Source organism: Xanthomonas vasicola pv. musacearum NCPPB 4379, assembly GCF_000277895.2.
In the GTDB taxonomy this organism is placed as follows: Bacteria; Pseudomonadota; Gammaproteobacteria; order Xanthomonadales; family Xanthomonadaceae; genus Xanthomonas; species Xanthomonas vasicola.
This window is the reverse complement of sequence record NZ_CP034655.1, coordinates 522,769-540,266: the sequence shown is the minus strand read 5'-3', so window position 1 is coordinate 540,266 and position 17,498 is coordinate 522,769. Positions and strand designations below refer to the sequence as shown.

The window sequence follows — 17,498 nt, the reverse complement described above, 5'->3', positions numbered from 1 at the left end:
GAACTAGCATCCGAGCGCGCGACTGAACTCTTGGCCGGGAAGGCAGTTAAGACTGTTCTCCATCACCGACCAGGCGCAATCGTCATTCAGTTCGAAGATGGCAGCCGGCTCTTGTGGACGCCAATGGCGATGCGCTTGAGCTTTCCATCACCGGTTGCACAGGCGATTAACTGTTTCTAAGCAGGCGCGGCACTACCGCACCCACCCAGCAATCACCAGCAACGCCAGCACCACCAACCACAGCAGCAGCACGCGCCAGACCAGGCTCATCGCATCGCGCACTTCCGGCAGTCGACGCCAGACGGGCACCAAGCCCGAATCGGTGTAATCGTGCGCTTCTTCGCGCAGCTCTGCGCTGACGCTGGCACGCGCGACGGCACCGAGAAAATGCGGTTCCAGCGACCAGCGGTTGCCATGCGCTTCACGCCAGGCGCGGAACACCGTCTCGAAGTTACCCACCAGCGCCATCGACATCGTCATCAGCTGCGCCACCGGCCATTCCAACACCGCCAGCAGCCAACGTGCGCCGCCCAGATTGCGTGGCGGCAGCAAAACCGCCAGCGGGCTTTCCACCGCTGATGCAGTCAGCCGGTAGAGCACCGCGCCGAACGGGCCCAGCAGCAAAAACCACCACAGCACCGCAAACCAGCGCCGCAGGCCATTGACCACCACCGCTTCCACCAGCGACGGCGTGTCTTCATGCACGCTGCCGCCCGCGGCCTGCAGGTGCGAAATCGCCTCGCGCCGCGTATGCGGCTCGTCGGCATCGATCACCGCTTCTACATCGCGATCCAAATCGCGCGGGCCCCAGGTCCAGGCCAGCACCGCCACGCCGAACAGCAAGTCCAGAAAGCCGTGCCAGACATCGTCCAGCAGCCACTGCACCAGCAACACCAGCAGCGCCGGCAGCGCCGGCAGCAGCGCTAGCAGCACGCCATAGCGGCCTTGCCACGCACCGCGCCCGGCCGCGTAACTGTCCAACCGACGCAGCCATTGGCCGAACCAGGCGAAATTGCGCAGTTTGGCCACCTGCGCCGGCACCAGATGGCCCAGCGTGAGTGCGACGACGACGGCTACCAGGGTGGTGAACATGGGTGGGCCTCCTCAGCCGAGTCTAGCCGAGCGGACGCAAGCGCCGCTGCAAGGTCGCGACCGCCAGCCAGGCTCAGCCATGCGTGCGATGCCAGTGCTCGATCAATGCACGCGCAATAGAGATACGCGGCGGCAACCCGATGTCGCCCTCGCCGGCCAGCGCGGCGGTGACCTGCGCATGGCTGACCCAGCGCGCGTCTTCCAGTTCTCCGGTGACCTGCGGCACCTCGGTCGCTGCGGCACGCGCCGTGAAGCCCAGCATCAGCGCGCCTGGGAACGGCCACGGCTGCGCGCCCAGATAGCGGCAATCCTGCACATGCACGCGGGTTTCCTCGAACACCTCGCGCACCACGGTCTGCTCCAGCGACTCACCCGGCTCGACGAACCCGGCAATCACCGAATAACGGCCTGGCGTCCAACTGGCCTGGCGGCCGAGCAGCAAGCGCGCGCCATCGCTCACCGCCACGATAATGGCCGGATCCACGCGTGGGTAATGCTCGGTCTGGCATTGCGTGCAGTGCGCGATGAAGCCGGCGCGCCGGAACGCGATCGCACCGCCGCAGACGCCGCAAAAGCGCGTGCGCGATTGCCAGTGCAGCATCGCCCGTGCATAAGCGAAGGCGGTCGCGATCTCGGCGGGCCAGTCGGCCGCCGCCTGGCGTAGATCGATCCGCTGGGGCGCCTGCACCGCGGCAATGTCGGCCGGCAGACAAAACCAGCCCACCGCGTCGCGCAGGCCCAGGAAGATCGCCGCCTCTGGACCATCGGCCAGTGCCGCGCCCCCCATCAACAGCGGCTGGCCATCGGCATCGGCCAGCGCCGCGCCTTTGGCATCGAGCAACAGCACACGGCCCTGCGGCCAGAGACGCGCCAGGGCGTCGGGATCGTCACGCAGCACATCACCGCGATCGAGCGGCGCGTGGGTGAAGGCAAAACCGGAAGATGAAAAAAGAGGCTCTGACATCGGCGCAAGCCTGCCGATAATCGGCAGCGCCTGCAACCATCATAAGCACTCTGCCTAAGGCAGCTGCGGTGCGTGTTCAGACGTGGGCGCCACCCGCGCTGGTGATTGGCTCGGCCTGTGGTTCACGGCAGGCCGCATGTGGCCCAATCCCCGGCAGGGCGTGCGGATATCACAACGTCAAGGCATCCACGCTAGCCGGTGGTCATCGGGAATGCATTGACGCAAGAGCAGCGACGAACCATGCAGGTGCGGGCGCTCGATACGCCCGCACCTGCAAAACCTAAGGCAGCGTCAACAATAACCCTGGCGTCAGCGTTGCTTGTCCAGCAACTGATGCCGCACCGCCACGATGCACGGTTCGTTCGTCAACAGATGGTCGAAGGCCGAGTTGTCGCTGGAGTTGCCGGTGCCGATATCCACCAACGCCACCTGGTTGCTACCACGCCGCTTGAAGCTGGCGATGGCGGTCTGCGCATTCTTGAGCGGAATGGTGGCATCGTTGGACGAACCGCACAGCAATGTCGGGGTGTGCGGCGTCCACGCCAGCAGATCGTTGCGCGCCAGATCCTGACGGAACGGGTTGGCGGGATTGCTGGCAAAGTCGCGGTAGAAGCCAGGCTGGAAATACGCCTTAATTTGATCGATGCCGGGCAAGGTGTCGCCGAGGAACAGATCTGTCAGGCTTTGCTTGCCCGGGAACAAGGGCTCCACTTTGGCGGCCCACGGGTCTTGAAACACCTGTCCGGGCGACAGATAGATATTCTTGTAAGTGTGCTGCATCGCGACGATGGCATAGCTGCCCAGAATGATGCCGAAGCTGCTTTCGCCTACCGCGTTGCTGCCGCTCCAGCTGTCCAAAAATGTCTGCTGCAGCGCGTAAGGCCCGGAGATCGGCGCGCTGGCCACCAGCTGGAATTCCTTGGACAGGTGCGCTTCTATCTCACGCTGTGTGGCCATCGCCGTATGGCCGCCCTGCGAATAACCCGACAGCATGACCTTGCCCGAAAGCGGCGTGTTCAACCGCTGCAATACGCTGCGCGCTGCACGCATCGCATCGCATCGATGGTCGCACTCGCCTCGGTCGCGCTGTGCAGGTACGGGTGATAACCGTAGTTAGACTTACCAAGCCCCAGATAGTCGCTGCTGACCACGACATACCCCTGGCTGGCGAGCCGCGTAACCAGCGGGTCGTTGCCCTTGGCATCGCGGATGTCCTTGGCCTGCTCCTCCGCGCGAACCGTCTCCGTTGGACGTCCCCAACCGAGCAACGGATACGGCCCGGCGCAGCGCTCGCCACCCGGAATCAGCAGCACGCCAGATGCAGTGGCGGGTTCGCCTTCGACACCAACGGTTGCATAGGTGAATTCAGCAACACGGACATTACATTTGGCCTGCTCTGGCTGCGAGTCGGAGGCAAGCATTGCGCTGATCGCATCACGGGTATAACTGGTCAGGAAACTGCTGGTGAGCACGGTGCCGCGTGCGGGCGCGGCCTGCGCGCTGGGTGCGAGCACGGTGCTGGCGATGCCCAACATGGCGGCCAGGCCAAACGCCGATCGGGAGTTGATCTGCAACATGGGTGATGCTCTCTTATGGTAAGGACGAAATAGGCAAAAAACACTCACGCAACGCAAGATCGGCAGCAGTTGCCCGATCGACGTGCGAGAGAAGTAGGAGCGGTCACTGCGCCACCGCTTGGAATCGACGCAATGCATGGCATGCGCGGTCGTCATAGCATCGCGTCCGGCCGAAGGGCATCAGCATGGACAAGCGGCACTGTCTGGATAAAACGCGCATATCGTGACGCCAGCGGTGAACACGCACGCAGTATGGTCATCTCGCTCTACGCACCACCGCGCACGCACGAAGCCGGCGCGCGCGCCGCGAAAGCTGCAACACGCAGATATTAGCGGCGCGTTAAATGCACGCAGGGGTGGCTCACGCCGCGCAAAAACCAAGCAATCAGCTGCGTCTCAGGCCCTCGATAGACAGCACACGCTGCATTCCTACCATCATGTAGAAGATGGCTAAAGCGCTGCGCGTGGCGCAGACCATCTGCCTCAACTGCGCGCAGGGATCGCTGCTTGCGCGCTTTATGTGGCGCACATTGCGGTCATCGCATTGAAGGATTGCCGTGGAATTATCGACAGTTGAAGCACTCGAACGCATGTCTGAGCAGTAGCGGCGTTTACGCAATAAGCAGGTCGCGTCGGCAGCCTGATCGTGAAGGCAGTCTGCAGTCGTCCATCGAGCTGCATCGGCCAAACGCGCGATACGTCACCAGCAGCAAACGCAGCACCATCAGCAAGCACAGCGCGGCAAGCGACCTAACGCAAACACGTCACACCACCTACTGCCCGGCACGCCTCATCGGCACGCGTTGAATGTTTCAAGGAGCGCAGCGCGCGCGAGTACGAAGCGCTCGATCTCACGCGCAAGAACCAAGCTGTCATCGCAACAGGCGCCTTACCGGGACACGCACTACACGCCAGCAATCAGCACGCATCCACACGATCAGACGCTGAAACTGCTCCCGCACCCGCACGTGGTCTTCGCATTAGGATTGCGGATCACAAACTGCGCGCCGGTCAGGCTTTCGGTGTAATCCACCTCGGCGCCCATCAGGTATTGCAGGCTTAGCGGATCGACCAGCAGCGTCACGCCATCGGTGGCCACGGCAAGGTCATCCTCGGCACGGTTCTCGTCGAACTCGAAGCCGTACTGGAAACCGGAACACCCGCCGCCCTGGATGTACACGCGCAGTGCCAGGTCGGCATTGCCTTCTTCCTGGATCAGCTCGCGCACCTTGGCGGCGGCGGCCACGGAAAAGTTCAGTGGCCGGTCGATGGATTGGTAGTCCGGTACCGGGGCGGCGGTGGGAAGCGAAACGAGCGTACTCATGGCGTCAGCATGGGGGCCAGACGGCCCCACTTCAAGTCGCGGCTGCGCTGGCGTTCACCGCGCACGCCGCACTCAGACGTCGGCGGTTTCGGCCTGCAGTGCCTTGACCGGCTCGGCACGGCTGGCTTCCGGCGCCGGCAGAGCCGCGGTTGCGCCTGCGCTGGCGGCGTGGATCAGCCGCCCGGTGAGCTGCGCACCGGCGCTCATTTCCACCACTTGGTAATGCACATTGCCCTGCACGCGCGCATTGGCGGCCAGTTCGACCCGCTCAGCGGCATGCACATCACCGATCAGCTGGCCGTTGATGATGACCACCGGCGCGCGCACTTCGCCCTCGATGCTGCCCTGCTCGGCCACCGTCAAGGTGGCGCTGGCACCTTCTTCGGCAATCACCTTGCCCAGGACGCGGCCTTCCACATACAGGCCGCCGCTGAACATCAGGTCGCCGCGGATGACGACCTGCGGTCCGATCAAGGTATCGACCACGGTCTGTGCACCACGGTTGGACTTGTTTCCGAACATGAGCTACTCCCCCGCGCCATTGCCGGCGACTTTCCAATCGAATGTCTGATTGACCGGCGCCCCATCACCGCTCAGGGAGATTTTGACACGTTGCGGGGTGAAATCCTTCGGCAGGATCACGCTACCGTCCAGTTGCTGGAAATAGCGAAAGGAATACGGCTGCCCGGCGGCATCGGGCCTCTGGTGCAGCTCGTTCCAGCTCACCGTCAGCAGCTTGCCGGCGCGCACGCCTTCTACCGCAAAGCGCAGCTGGCCCTGGCTGATCGCGCCACGGTTGAGGTTCTGGGTGAGCACCACGCTGTAATTCCAAGTGCCGCCGGCTTCGGCAGTGAACTGCACCGAGTGTGCGTTGAGCCCCTTACGCTGCGCTGTGGAGCCCACCAAGCGCTCGTAGAAGGCCACGTCGGCACGCAATGCGGCGATCTGCTCGTCGCGCTCGGCCAGCGAGGCCTGCACTTCGGTATTGGCCGCGCGGCTGATCTTGTCCGACATCGCCAGATTGACCTGACGCTGCTGCAACTGCTCGATCTGCCGACGCTGCTGAGCCTGGCTGCGTTGCGCCTGCCGCAGCGCAGCCTCGGCCTCCACCAAGCGCGGGGCGGCGGTGCGCGTGGCCATCCACCACACCCCGCCCAGCGAGGCCAGCCAGACGACGGCGACCACCAGCCACAGCCAGCGGCCACCGGGACGGCCACCGCCGGAGTCACGTTGGACGATCTGCACGCGTGCGGCTGGTCTCATGGGCATCGGGTCCGGACGGGCCGGCGCAATCATCGGCGGCGTAGTGTGCCAGAGCCCCGACAATCGTCGCGCTGGCGCTGGCCCGGCGGTTATCCCAAAGTTCTGCGATAGTTCTGCAATTGTTTGCAGGGAACCACGCCATGAGCGAAGCGCATCTGTTCGTGATCGGCATTCTGCTGGCCTGGCTGGCCGGCATCCGGGTCTATCTCACCGTGTTCGGCGTCGGCCTGGCCGGCCTGCTGGGCTGGATCGACTTGCCGCCGGCGCTGCATCCGGCGCAGTCGTGGTGGGTGCTGGGCACCTCCGGCGCGCTGGCAGTGGCCGAATTCTTCGCCGACAAGATCCCGGGCGTGGATTCGGGCTGGGACCTGCTGCAGACGCTGGCGCGCGTGCCGGCCGGCGCCTTCCTGGCCGCGGCCACCCTCTCGCCCGACGGCGATCTGGGTGCCGGCGCCCTGGCGGCCGGCGCCGGCGTGGCGCTCACCAGCCACACGCTCAAGGCCGGAACCCGCGTATTGCTCAACACCTCACCCGAGCCGGCCAGCAACTGGGTCGCCTCGCTGGCCGAAGACACCGTCGCCACCACGGCATTGGCACTGGCGTTGGCGCACCCGTGGCTGGCACTGAGTGTTGCGGTGGGTTCCAGCCTGCTGGCGGCGCTGGTGGTGTGGTGGGTCTGGCGCTTGCTATGGCGGGGCATGCGCCGGCTGGTCGCGCCGATGCGCTCTACCGCCACGCCGGCTGCACGCAGCTCCCCGCTACGGTGAAGTTCATCGCATAATCACAGTTACTGTAGGGAATATCGATGGCCGCCCGAGATCCGGTTGTTTCCACCACACGTGACGATACCGCCACGCGTAATCGTGCACTGCGCGCCGAGACCCCGCCGGCCGACCACTGGCGTCGCTGGGCCGATGAGGCTGCCGCGACGTCTGACGACGCCGCGCCGGTGAGCGCAGCGATCATTCCTGCGCCAGCCCCTGCAGCTGCGCCAAGTTCGGCTGCCCCCGTGGCCGCGCTGCGCCCGGCAGCCGCCGTTAGCAGCGCGCGTGCCGCATCGGCATCGGCGTTCGCTGCACCGCCGACCTCCGCAGCCGCGGCGCGCGAAGGCGACGACAACATTGCGGCCGATGCGCCATATCGTGTGCTCATCGTCGAAGACGATCGCTCCCAGGCCTTGTTCGCGCAGAGCGTGCTGCACGGTGCCGGCATGCACGCGCAGGTCGAAATGACTGCCGCCAGCGTGCCGCAGGCGATCCAGGACTATCACCCGGATCTGATCCTGATGGACCTGCACATGCCCGAACTGGACGGCATCCGCCTGACCACGCTGATCCGCCAGCAGCCCGGTCAGCAGTTGCTGCCAATCGTGTTCCTCACCGGCGACCCGGACCCGGAGCGCCAGTTCGAAGTGCTCGACAGCGGCGCCGACGACTTCCTCACCAAACCAATTCGCCCGCGCCATCTGATCGCTGCGGTGTCCAATCGCATCCGCCGCGCACGCCAACAGGCGCTGCAGCTAGCCGGCGAACAGGTCAGTGTGCGCAGCAATCCGGAAACCGGTCTGCCCACGCGCGGCCACGTGATGGACCTGCTCGCCGATGCGCTGGAGCGCAAGCAGTCCGGCGGCCTGTTCTTCATCGAGATCGCCAGTGCGCTCGGCCTGCGCGAACGCTATGGCTACGCCGCCTACGAGCGCCTGATGACCCAGGCCGGGCACCGCCTGGCTAGCGCCGCTCAGCCCTACCCGCTGGCGCGCTTGAACGACAACAGCTTCCTGCTGCTGGCCGTGGACATGCCCGAAGCCAGTCTGGAACAACAGGCGCTGGAGATCCGCCAGCGCTTGTCCGCCAACGCTTTCCCGGTGCGCGAAGAAGAATCCGTGCACGTGCGCTGTGCCATCGGCGTGGCAGCGCTGGGCTTGGGTTTCGACGACACCGGCAGCGCGCTGGAAGCGGTCGAACGCACCGCGCTGCAGGCACGCCTGCGCAGCGAGGGCGTGCAGACCTATCTGGCACCCAGCCAGGCCGAACAGCAGGAGCAACTGCGGCTGGTCGAAGGCCAACTAGAACTGGCCTATCAACCGATCGTGGCCGTGGCCGGCGGCGACACCGCGCAATACCAGGTGCTGCTGCGTCTGCGCCAGGCCGACGGCACCCTGCTGTCGGCGGGCCTGGTCATTCCTGCCGCCGAAGCGGCCGGGCGCATCGCCGATCTGGACCAGCAGGTCATGGACCACGCGCTGGGCTTGCTGCATCTGTACCAGCACGCCAGCCCGCCGCTGCGCCTGTTCGTATCGCAGTCACCGCGCACGCTGGCCCGTGACGCCTTCGCCGATTGGCTGCTCAAGGCTCTGGTGGAACGCGGCGTGGCCGGGCAGTCCCTGATCGTGGATCTGCGCCTGGACGATGCGCTGATCCATGCCGTCACCGTGCAGCAGTTCTGCGCCAAGTTGATGCCGGCCGGCGTTCAGTTCTGCCTGAGCCAGTTCGAACCCGGCGACGAAGCCAACGCGCTGCTGGCCCAGTTGCCACTGAGCTTCGTGCGCATGGCCCACCGCTTCGCCGATGCCCATGGCAACGCGGCGGTGCGCGACGAATTGCGCGGCGTGATCGACATCGCCCACCAGCGCGGCCTGCTCATCATCGGCCAACGCATCGAAGACCCGCAGGCAGCGGCTGCGATGTGGATGAGCGGTGTGGATTTCATCCAGGGCAACCTGGTGCAGACGGTCGGCAAGGAACTGAACTTCGATTTCACGAGCGCGGTGCTCTGAGTGACAGTGCAGGCAGGGGGCCTCCGCGCCTGGAGCATCGCGGCAACACTGGCGGCGCTCGCTGCAGCGCTAGGTGCAGCCCTGCAGCGGTCTTCGCTGCAAGGCCCCTGGCGCGCGGCCACCGCGGTGTCGGCAGTACTGGCAGTGGTGTGCGGCATTTGCGCTGCAGCCGGCGCCTACCGGGCCGCACGTGCGCAGCACGCCTTGGCGCAACGCCTGGAAGAGTCTGAGCTGGCCCGCGAACGCTTGCAGCAGGAGCTGCAGCGCCACGGCGAACTCGAACAGGAGCTGTTGCGCGCCAAACAGACTGCCGAAGCCGCCACGCTGGCCAAAGGGGAATTCCTGGCGACCATGAGCCACGAGATCCGCACCCCGCTCAACGGCATCATTCCGATGCTGGAGCTGATCTCCAGCGGCCAGCTGAGCCTGGACCAACGCGACATGCTGCAGACCGCCACTGGCAGCTCGTTGCAGCTGCTGCGCATCGTCGACGACATCCTCGATTACTCCAAACTCGAAGCCAACAAGCTCGAACTGGAAATCACCACCTTCAACCTGCGCGAACTGCTCGACGGCGTCGTGCAACTGCTGCAGCGCACCGCAGAAGGCCGTCAGTTGCGGCTAAGCCTGGATATCGAACCGTCAGTGCGCCTGCTGGTGCGCGGCGACCCGATCCGCCTGCGCCAGGTGCTGGGCAACCTGATCGGCAACGCCATCAAGTTCACCGAACGCGGCAGCGTCGACATCCAGCTGCGTCGCCTGGGCGAAACCCGTGCCCAACATCTGCTGCGCTTCCAGGTGCGCGACACCGGGATCGGCATCGCCCCGGACCAGCAGGCGCGCCTGTTTCGCTCCTTCGCACAGGCCGATGCTTCCACCACGCGGCTGTACGGCGGCACCGGGTTGGGCCTGGCGATCTGCAAACGCATCATTGATCTGATGGGCGGCCGCATCGGGGTAGAATCTGAACCCGGGCGCGGCTCCACCTTCTGGTTTGAAATTCCGCTACTCAAGGTTATCGGCGACCTGCAGCAGGCCACCGGCGCCGACGCCGCGCGGGTGATGGTGATCAGCTCCGATGCGCGCCTGTCGCAACGTCTCAAGCGCCTGCTCGATAGTTGGGGCGTATCGCATGTGCTGATGGAAACCACCCAGGAAGCGCTCGAACGCGTGCGCCGCCAAAGTGACACAGAGGGCTTCCGCTGCGTCATCGCCGACCACGACACACTGCGCTACAGCGCACGCGCTGTGCACCGCGCACTCGCCCGCCCGGGAGACGCCAACAGCGCGCGGCTGATCTGGCTGTACGGCGAAGAGCCGGTGCCGGCCGAATTGCAGGATCACGCCACTCTTGTGCCGCGTCAGAGCCCGGACGAAACCCTGCGCGCCCTGGTGTGGCCGGCCGATCCCAAGCCCGGCCACACCGCCACGCTGGCCACGGCGATGATTCCCGAGCCGTTGCCGCCGCCAGTGGCCAACGCGCGCGAAATGCGCATCCTGCTGGTCGAAGACAACCCGGTGAACCTGCTGGTCGCGCAGAAGCTGCTGGCCGTGCTTGGCTTCGAGGCCGACACAGCCACGGACGGCGAAGCCGCGCTGAGCCGCATGGAATCCACCCGCTACGACATGATCTTCATGGATTGCCAGATGCCGGTGCTGGACGGCTACGCCGCCACCCGCCACTGGCGCGCCTTGGAAACCGAAAGCGGCGGGCGCCCGATTCCGATCGTGGCGATGACCGCCAACGCCATGGCCGGCGACCGCGAACGCTGCCTGGCCGCCGGCATGGACGACTATCTGTCCAAGCCGGTCGCACGCGAACAGCTCGACGCCTGCCTGCAACGCTGGCTGCCGCGTCAGGCGCTGCTGCCCGGCCAAAGCACCACCGGCCAGGCCACACATGCCCCCGAAAGCGCCAGCGCCGGTGCGCAGGCACGCGCATTGCCGATCCTGGACAACAGCGTCATCGACGAGCTGTACGAAGTGGCCGGCGCTGACACCATCACCATCCTGCAGCTGTTCCTGGAAGACGCCCCGCTCATCATCGAACAACTGGAAGCGGCCGCAGCCAATCGCGACAGCATGCAGCTGCGCGACCTCGCCCATACCCTCAAGTCCTCCAGCGCCAACGTCGGCGCCCAGGCCGTGTCCAACGCGGCACGGCGTATCGAACTGGCCGCCCGCACCGGCACCATCGAACGCCCCTCGGCCATGGTCGCCCTGGTCATCGCCGAATACGCGCGCGCGCGCCTGGCGCTGCTAGGCCAAGTCGCCCACCTGCAAGCCGCCGCCAACACGACAAATCCGTAATCGAAGAAGCGCTATCGAAGCGGCGACAACGGCGCGGCGCCACCATCCGCATCGAACGTGCCTTGGCAATAGCCACTCCGACCCCGCTCCGACCGCGAACGCACTCGGGCAGAGCCGTCCTGACCACGAACGCTACTCGGTCATGGCTGCCTTGATCGCTCGGTGAGCGCGCCCAGGATCATCGCCGCATCTTTACGGCGCGTGGTCGCATGGGGAGGCCGTAGCGCGCTTGCAGGCCGTCACCAACATGATTGATGAGCATCGAGCACGGATCATCAGGCAGGCGCCGACAGCTATGTGCAGACCGCCTGAAAGCTATGTACCGAGCATCTGCAAGTCGTCAACGCGATGCTTAATCGCTCTGACGCTCAATGCCCGCTCATGCAGGAGGACGCTCAAGCCTCTTGAGCCTCGGAACGAGGCTAGAGCCCCTCTCCTACGGGAGAGGGCTTGGGGTGAGGGTACGGGCGAAGCCACGCACTCTCACCAGGCAGCCAAAGCTGCAAGACACATCATCAGCAAACAATCGCTGAAAACACCAACCAGTAGACAACCCGCGCCAGCAGGTCAGGGCCAAACAATCACCCGGCCAGACGCGCGTTTAGTCGTCCAGCTTGGTCAGCAGATAATTCGGCTCGCCGATGCGCGCCACCAGATCCAGCTGGGTTTCCAGCCAGTCGATGTGCTCTTCTTCCGACTCCAGGATGTCCACCAACAACTGGCGGCTCACGTAGTCCTTGACGGTCTCCGCATAAGCCACTGCCTCGCGCAGCACGACAACGGCCTCGCGCTCCAGGGTCAGATCGCAGCGGAACATCTCGGTCGGGTTCTCGCCGATGCGCAGCTTGCCCAGCGCCTGAAAATTGGGCAGCCCCTCGAGAAACAGGATGCGGTCGGACAGCTTGTCCGCATGCTTCATTTCGTCGATAGATTCTTTGTACTCATGCTCGGCCAGTTCTTTCAGGCCCCAGTTCTTCAGCATCTTGGCGTGCAGGAAGTACTGGTTGATCGCAGTGAGTTCGTTGTAGAGCACCTTGTTGAGGTACTCGATGACTTTGGTATCGCCCTTCATGCGATGTCTCCGAGACAGTGAGCCGGCCGCACTCTAACGCGTTGGCGCAAGGCATGAAGGAACGCGAATCGTGATCAGTTGCGGGACGCTTCGCGAGACGGAGACGCCAGCATCAAAATTATTCAAAGCTGCCAGATATCCGCCGACAAATCGGCCGACGAACCGGCTGTAATCTTGCCGGCCAACGCCAGCTGCGGCGCCAGCGCGCGCGGTGTTGCAGTCCGCCCGCGAAAAGCCTCGCAGCTGCATGGCTGCTCCAATGACGGAGGGACACCACTTGCACTCGGGGCAACGCAGCTGCGCGCCGCGTTAGGTATCGCTGAGGAAACACATGAAAGCCATGGTCGGGCCCTGCAGACCCGGACGGCTTACATCATGCAGCGCTGGCCAGTCCCAACAGGGGCAACGGCAACGCGCGGGTGGCGTGTACCTGATTCAACAAATCGCCCGCCATCTCGAGACACGAGCCGCAATTGGACCCGCAGCCGGTGCGCATGGTCAGTTCGGCAAGGCTGGCGCAGCCATTCTCGGCCGCTTCGCGGATCTGGTGGTCGGTGACCCCATTACAGATGCAGACGTACACGGTATCGGTTAGGTGTTGGCGATCCGGAAAGGACCGGCACTAATTGCACCGCAAACGAGAATAGGTGTCAATTCCATACGTTAATCATTATTAATTCATATCGGCCGAGCCCCGCTGCGCTTGCGTGGGCGCTTGCGTGGGCTGTCGTGCCCGGCCGCGCTGCTGCCCGGCAACCACGCCTCCAGCGCACGTTCGGGCATCGCGCCGACTGCCGCCGGGCCCGCCAGATTCTGCGCCAGCGGCGCCAGATGACGTAACGCGCGGGCATACACGCCGCGCTTGAACATCACCACGTGCTCGACCGGATACCAAAAATCCACCCAGCGCCAATGATCGAATTCCGGGGTATCGGTATGGTCGAGTTTGAGATGGGATTCGTCGCCGGTGAAACGCAGCAGGAACCAGACCTGCTTCTGCCCGATACACACCTGCCGCTCATTGCGGCGCACCGCGCGGCTGGGCAGGCGATAGCGTAGCCACCCCGGCGTGGCACCGAGCAATTCCACATGCTCGGGCAACAACCCGGTTTCTTCGCGCAACTCGCGGTACATGGCTTCAACGGGGGTCTCGTCGGTGTTCATGCCACCTTGCGGGAACTGCCAGCCGTCCCTGCGCACACGTCGTGCCCAGAACACCTGACCGTCCTGCCGCATCAGCACGATGCCAACGTTTGGCCGGAAACCGTCCGGATCGATCACGATGCGGACTCCTGAAAATCTACTGTCACCGACTCTGCCACGGCGACGCCCGGCTCACAAGCTGAAAACGAAATACTTGACAACACTGCAGCGCATCGTGAGAATTGTCGGCTCCCTAGGCTATGTAGCTCAGCCGGTTAGAGCACAGCACTCATAATGCTGGGGTCGGTGGTTCGAGTCCACCCATAGCCACCAAGGTATTCACGCCCTCACCGGCATGCGATAATCTTGAATCAACACGTTTTTATTGCCCCGTCGCCAAGCGGTAAGGCACCTGACTCTGACTCAGGCATCGGTGGTTCGAATCCATCCGGGGCAGCCAAACACAAGAGGTCCGATCGAAGATCGGGCCTTTTTTGTTGCCCAAGTTTCGCAGCGACGCATTGCGTACATGCAGCCAGGCGCATCTCGCCTTTCTCCTCCAGGGCAACCTTTGCCGCGCGCGCAAACCACAGACGTCAAACCCCAAAACGACAAAAGCCCGGCATGGCCGGGCTTTTGAAGCAGGCGCCCCGGCGAACCGGGCCGCACCAAACGCGATGGATCAGCGCTTGGAGAACTGGGTAGCGCGACGGGCCTTGTGCAGACCGACCTTCTTACGCTCGACTTCACGGGCGTCGCGGGTCATGAAGCCAGCCTTACGCAACTCGGACTTCAGGGTTTCGTCGTATTCGACCAGCGCACGGGCGATGCCCAGACGGATCGCACCGGCCTGACCGGTGGTGCCGCCGCCGGAGGCGGTGACCAGGATGTCGAAGCTTTCGGTGTTCTTGGTCAGTTCCAGCGGCTGGCGCACGATCATGCGCGCAGTCTCACGACCAAAGAACTCGTCCAGCGGACGGTCGTTAACGGTGATTTTGCCGGTACCCTTGCGCAGGAACACGCGAGCGGTGGAGGACTTGCGGCGGCCAGTGCCGTAGTTTTGCGTGATAGCCATGATTTAGATATCCAGAACTTGCGGCTGCTGGGCGGCATGCGGATGCTCGGCACCCGAATAGACCTTGAGCTTGCGGTACATGGTGCGGCCCAGGGGGCCCTTCGGCAGCATGCCCTTGACGGCGATTTCGATCACGCGCTCCGGGTGGCGCTGCAGCGCCTGCTCCAGGCTCTCGGTTTTCAAATTACCGATGTAGCCGGTGAAGCGGTGATACTTCTTGTCTTTCAGCTTATTGCCCGTAACCACGATCTTCTCGGCGTTGATCACCACAAGGTAATCGCCAGTATCGACGTGAGGGGTATAAACCGGCTTGTGCTTGCCGCGCAGGCGGCGGGCCAGTTCGGTGGACAGACGGCCGAGCGTCTTGCCGGCGGCGTCAACGAGATACCAGTCGCGCTGGACGGTCTCGGACTTGGCTGTGAACGTAGTCATGAGAAAACTCTTGAGTGGTCGGGCGGATTGCAGCGGCCGATGACCACTGGAACTTTGCCACGCGTTGTGAAGGCGAAACAGAAGACGCCGGATTGTACGGGACGCCCGGCGGGGACGCAAGTTGCAGCGACGGCCGGGCTATGGCGGTTGGCAGCGCGGCGGAGCGGGGCCAGAATCGACGCATGACCCAGACCTCCCCTTCCCGACTGCATAGCCCGCTCGACCGGCTGCTGGTCGAAGCCCAGCGCGCGCTGGACACAGTCTTCGGCAATCCGCCGGCCGAACGCCCCAACCCCGCTGCGGACACACCCGACGTCGCGCTGGACCCGGAGCAGCGTGGCCACGCCGCCGGCCTGATGCGCATCAACCATGTCGGCGAAGTCTGCGCGCAGGGCCTGTATTTCGGCCAGGCCGCGGTGGCCCGCGACACGCACACCCAGCGCCACCTGTTGGAAGCCGCGCAGGAAGAGACTGACCACCTCGCCTGGTGTGCCGACCGCCTGCACGAACTGGACAGCCGCCCCAGCTTGTTCAATCCACTCTGGTACGCCGGCAGCTACGCGCTCGGCGCGCTCGCCGGGCTGCGTGGCGACGACTGGAGCCTGGGGTTCGTGGTCGAAACCGAGCGACAGGTTGAAGCCCACCTGGATGAGCACCTGGAAACCCTGCCCGACATCGACCAACGCAGCCGCGCCATCCTGCGCGTGATGAAGATCGACGAGGCCCGCCACGCAGACCAAGCCGAACAAGCCGGCGCCCGCCAGCTGCCCGCCCCGATCCCCAGCGCGATGGCTCTGGCCTCCAAGCTGATGAAGACCGTCGCGTACCGGCTCTAGTCGGGATCGGGAATCGGGAATTGGCGGCTAGCCCCTAGCGGCCAAAATCCAGCCTACGGTCGCGTGCAACATGCACAGCCACCCGCCCGCTGTGACGGCCACTCCGTCAACAGCGTCACCAACGTCACGCCTAGCGACGCACCACCGGATTAGAGCCCCCTTTTACGCCGAAGGCGTGGGGATAGGGAGCTAACAAGTTGGGCCCAAGGTTTGCACAGCAGACTTTGGGGGCTGCGCCCGGGTGCGGGTGCGGCCACGGCCGAAGCGTGGGTTAGTAAGCCACTGGGTCGGTAGTCAGGTTTGCGCAGCAACCTTTGGGGGGTAGGCCCGTGCAGCGATGCCGACTATGACACGAGCTTCAACCCGATCACGCCAGCCACGATCAAACCGATGCACGCCAGTCGCGACCACGACGCGCTGTCGCCGAACAACGCGATGCCGGCGATGGTCACGCCCAGCGCGCCAATGCCGGTCCAGATCGCGTAGCCGGTGCCGACCGGAATGGTTTTCAGCGCCTGGGTCATAAACCACAGACTGATGCCGGCCAGGCCGATCGTCAGCACGGTCGGCCACAGGCGGGTGAAGCCGTCGCTGTATTTCAGTCCCATGGCAAAGCCGATCTCGAACAGGCCGGCCAGCAACAGATAGATCCAGGGCATCGCAGTACTCCTCACAAAAAATCGCACAAAAAAAAAGCGACCCAGTGTTTGCACACTGGGCCGCCGTCGGCTGTGGAACGCGAGGTGATCGCGTGGCGGGCCGTCCCGCCTTGTGGCATTTGCGCGCCTACGCAAGCGCGAAACGGGTTGCTCCTGCGCTTATTCGCTCAGGTTGCGCCCGTGAAACAGTTCTTCGATCTCGCGCTTGAGCAGCGTTTCGATCTTCATGCGTTCCTTGAACGAGAGGTTCTTGGCGCGCTCTTCGAACAGGTACTGATCCAGGTCGAAGTCCTTCAGGTGCATCTTCGTGTGGAAGATATTTTCCTGATAGACGTTGACATCGATCATCTCGTAGCGCGACTTCACGTTCTTGGCGAGGAAGTGCTGGATCGAGTTGATCTTGTGGTCGATGTAGTGCTTCTTGCCCTTCACATCGCGGGTAAAGCCACGGACACGGTAGTCCATGATCACGATGTCCGATTCCAGCGTCTCGATCAGATAGTTCAGCGCCTTCAGCGGCGAGATCACGCCGCAGGTGGCGACGTCGATATCGGCGCGGAACGTGGCGATACCTTCCTGCGGGTGCGTTTCCGGATATGTATGGACAGTAATATGACTCTTGTCCATGTGAGCAACCACGGCGTCGGAGATCAACTCCTTGCCGGCCTGCTTTTTGTCGATCACCGGTTCTTCGGAGATCAGAATGGTCACCGATGCACCCTGCGGATCGTAGTCCTGACGTGCGATATTGAGGATGTTGGCGCCAATGATCTCGGCCACATCGGTCAGGATCTGCGTCAGACGATCGGCGTCGTACTGCTCATCGATATACTCGATGTAGCGCTGACGCTCCTCTTCGGTACGCGCATAACAGACGTCGTAGATGTTGAAGCTCAACGCCTTGGTGAGGTTGTTGAACCCCTGTAGCCTCAGGCGAGGCAACGGCTTGACCACGTCGGTCTGTCCTTATGGAAA

At 64.1% G+C, this 17,498-nt stretch carries 16 protein-coding genes, 2 tRNA genes and 1 pseudogene; 6 read left to right on the top strand and 13 right to left on the bottom strand.

The annotated features are described in order from the left end of the window. Positions 1-192 precede the first annotated feature (192 nt). The 6 genes and pseudogenes from KWO_RS02500 to KWO_RS02465 all read right to left on the bottom strand — a co-directional run bounded on the left by KWO_RS02500 (position 193) and on the right by KWO_RS02465 (position 6,220). The gene (locus tag KWO_RS02500; RefSeq protein WP_017112691.1) at positions 193-1,092 is read right to left on the bottom strand and encodes a cobalamin biosynthesis protein; all 900 of its coding nucleotides are present in this window, start codon (positions 1,090-1,092) and stop codon (positions 193-195) included. A 73-nt stretch (positions 1,093-1,165) separates the two neighbouring features. Beyond that, positions 1,166-2,056 carry an NAD(+) diphosphatase gene (nudC, locus tag KWO_RS02495; RefSeq protein WP_010368103.1) on the bottom strand — a complete coding sequence of 297 codons (891 nt, stop codon included), beginning with the start codon at positions 2,054-2,056 and terminating at the stop codon, positions 1,166-1,168. A 309-nt stretch (positions 2,057-2,365) separates the two neighbouring features. After that, positions 2,366-3,633 (bottom strand): annotated as a pseudogene (locus KWO_RS02490) (lipase family protein). A gap of 937 nt (positions 3,634-4,570) precedes the next feature. Beyond that, positions 4,571-4,957 carry an iron-sulfur cluster insertion protein ErpA gene (gene erpA / locus KWO_RS02475; RefSeq protein WP_010368095.1) on the bottom strand — a complete coding sequence of 129 codons (387 nt, stop codon included), beginning with the start codon at positions 4,955-4,957 and terminating at the stop codon, positions 4,571-4,573. 72 nt (positions 4,958-5,029) lie between these two features. Next, positions 5,030-5,479, bottom strand: a complete 450-nt coding sequence (locus KWO_RS02470) for a bactofilin family protein (protein ID WP_010379445.1) — start codon at positions 5,477-5,479, stop codon at positions 5,030-5,032. Between the two features lie 3 nt (positions 5,480-5,482). Further along, positions 5,483-6,220, bottom strand: coding sequence for a DUF6776 family protein (locus tag KWO_RS02465; protein ID WP_017112688.1), 738 nt, complete (start codon positions 6,218-6,220; stop codon positions 5,483-5,485). Positions 6,221-6,360: 140 nt separating this feature from the next. Here KWO_RS02465 and KWO_RS02460 point away from each other — a divergent pair, with 140 nt between their 5' ends. From KWO_RS02460 to KWO_RS02450, 3 genes are read left to right on the top strand one after another with little or no spacing between them, the layout of a single operon-like run. Further along, a complete protein-coding gene (locus KWO_RS02460) occupies positions 6,361-6,987 on the top strand; it encodes a DUF4126 domain-containing protein (RefSeq protein ID WP_010368090.1) in 627 nt (208 codons plus the stop codon). A 38-nt stretch (positions 6,988-7,025) separates the two neighbouring features. After that, positions 7,026-8,996: an EAL domain-containing protein gene (locus KWO_RS02455; protein WP_017112687.1), complete on the top strand. Its 1,971-nt coding sequence runs from the start codon at positions 7,026-7,028 to the stop codon at positions 8,994-8,996. Further along, positions 8,997-11,306, top strand: a complete 2,310-nt coding sequence (locus KWO_RS02450; RefSeq protein ID WP_010379441.1) for an ATP-binding protein — start codon at positions 8,997-8,999, stop codon at positions 11,304-11,306. A gap of 601 nt (positions 11,307-11,907) precedes the next feature. Here KWO_RS02450 and bfr read toward each other — a convergent pair. From bfr to KWO_RS02435, 3 genes are all read right to left on the bottom strand, one after another. Then, a complete protein-coding gene (gene bfr / locus KWO_RS02445; RefSeq protein ID WP_003483093.1) occupies positions 11,908-12,378 on the bottom strand; it encodes a bacterioferritin in 471 nt (156 codons plus the stop codon). Between the two features lie 373 nt (positions 12,379-12,751). Further along, positions 12,752-12,961, bottom strand: a complete 210-nt coding sequence (locus tag KWO_RS02440; RefSeq protein ID WP_010368085.1) for a (2Fe-2S)-binding protein — start codon at positions 12,959-12,961, stop codon at positions 12,752-12,754. Between the two features lie 95 nt (positions 12,962-13,056). After that, positions 13,057-13,659 (bottom strand): RNA pyrophosphohydrolase, encoded by a 603-nt coding sequence (locus tag KWO_RS02435; protein WP_010368084.1) that lies wholly within the window; start codon positions 13,657-13,659, stop codon positions 13,057-13,059. Positions 13,660-13,777: 118 nt separating this feature from the next. Here KWO_RS02435 and KWO_RS02430 point away from each other — a divergent pair. Next, positions 13,778-13,854: transfer RNA gene (locus KWO_RS02430), tRNA-Met, on the top strand. Positions 13,855-13,907: 53 nt separating this feature from the next. Continuing rightward, positions 13,908-13,981: transfer RNA gene (locus KWO_RS02425), tRNA-Gln, on the top strand. A gap of 222 nt (positions 13,982-14,203) precedes the next feature. On the opposite strand, the gene rpsI is transcribed toward KWO_RS02425, so the two are convergent. Beyond that, entirely contained in the window at positions 14,204-14,596 is a 393-nt protein-coding gene (gene rpsI, locus KWO_RS02420; protein ID WP_005990700.1) for a 30S ribosomal protein S9, read from the bottom strand. A gap of 3 nt (positions 14,597-14,599) precedes the next feature. Next, positions 14,600-15,028 (bottom strand): 50S ribosomal protein L13, encoded by a 429-nt coding sequence (gene rplM / locus KWO_RS02415; RefSeq protein ID WP_003483082.1) that lies wholly within the window; start codon positions 15,026-15,028, stop codon positions 14,600-14,602. 182 nt (positions 15,029-15,210) lie between these two features. Between rplM and coq7 the strand changes: the two genes are divergently transcribed. Beyond that, positions 15,211-15,864 carry a 2-polyprenyl-3-methyl-6-methoxy-1,4-benzoquinone monooxygenase gene (gene coq7, locus KWO_RS02410; protein ID WP_010379440.1) on the top strand — a complete coding sequence of 218 codons (654 nt, stop codon included), beginning with the start codon at positions 15,211-15,213 and terminating at the stop codon, positions 15,862-15,864. A 344-nt stretch (positions 15,865-16,208) separates the two neighbouring features. Here the strand turns inward: coq7 and KWO_RS02405 are convergent, their stop codons facing one another. Continuing rightward, complete coding sequence (locus KWO_RS02405; protein ID WP_010379439.1) at positions 16,209-16,523, bottom strand: DMT family transporter; 315 nt, start codon at positions 16,521-16,523, stop codon at positions 16,209-16,211. A gap of 159 nt (positions 16,524-16,682) precedes the next feature. Beyond that, positions 16,683-17,477 carry an adenosylmethionine decarboxylase gene (speD, locus tag KWO_RS02400; protein WP_010368069.1) on the bottom strand — a complete coding sequence of 265 codons (795 nt, stop codon included), beginning with the start codon at positions 17,475-17,477 and terminating at the stop codon, positions 16,683-16,685. Positions 17,478-17,498: the final 21 nt, after the last annotated feature.

Excerpts from the sequence above, each read along its gene's own strand:
- nudC (WP_010368103.1), bottom strand. The coding sequence starts at position 2,056 with ATGTCAGAGCCTCTTTTTTCATCTTCCGGTTTTGCCTTCACCCACGCG.
- KWO_RS02460 (WP_010368090.1), top strand. The coding sequence starts at position 6,361 with ATGAGCGAAGCGCATCTGTTCGTGATCGGCATTCTGCTGGCCTGGCTG.
- KWO_RS02500 (WP_017112691.1), bottom strand. The coding sequence starts at position 1,092 with ATGTTCACCACCCTGGTAGCCGTCGTCGTCGCACTCACGCTGGGCCAT.
- rplM (WP_003483082.1), bottom strand. The coding sequence starts at position 15,028 with ATGACTACGTTCACAGCCAAGTCCGAGACCGTCCAGCGCGACTGGTAT.
- KWO_RS02405 (WP_010379439.1), bottom strand. The coding sequence starts at position 16,523 with ATGCCCTGGATCTATCTGTTGCTGGCCGGCCTGTTCGAGATCGGCTTT.
- KWO_RS02465 (WP_017112688.1), bottom strand. The coding sequence starts at position 6,220 with ATGAGACCAGCCGCACGCGTGCAGATCGTCCAACGTGACTCCGGCGGT.
- rpsI (WP_005990700.1), bottom strand. The coding sequence starts at position 14,596 with ATGGCTATCACGCAAAACTACGGCACTGGCCGCCGCAAGTCCTCCACC.
- coq7 (WP_010379440.1), top strand. The coding sequence starts at position 15,211 with ATGACCCAGACCTCCCCTTCCCGACTGCATAGCCCGCTCGACCGGCTG.
- KWO_RS02470 (WP_010379445.1), bottom strand. The coding sequence starts at position 5,479 with ATGTTCGGAAACAAGTCCAACCGTGGTGCACAGACCGTGGTCGATACC.
- bfr (WP_003483093.1), bottom strand. The coding sequence starts at position 12,378 with ATGAAGGGCGATACCAAAGTCATCGAGTACCTCAACAAGGTGCTCTAC.
- KWO_RS02455 (WP_017112687.1), top strand. The coding sequence starts at position 7,026 with ATGGCCGCCCGAGATCCGGTTGTTTCCACCACACGTGACGATACCGCC.
- erpA (WP_010368095.1), bottom strand. The coding sequence starts at position 4,957 with ATGAGTACGCTCGTTTCGCTTCCCACCGCCGCCCCGGTACCGGACTAC.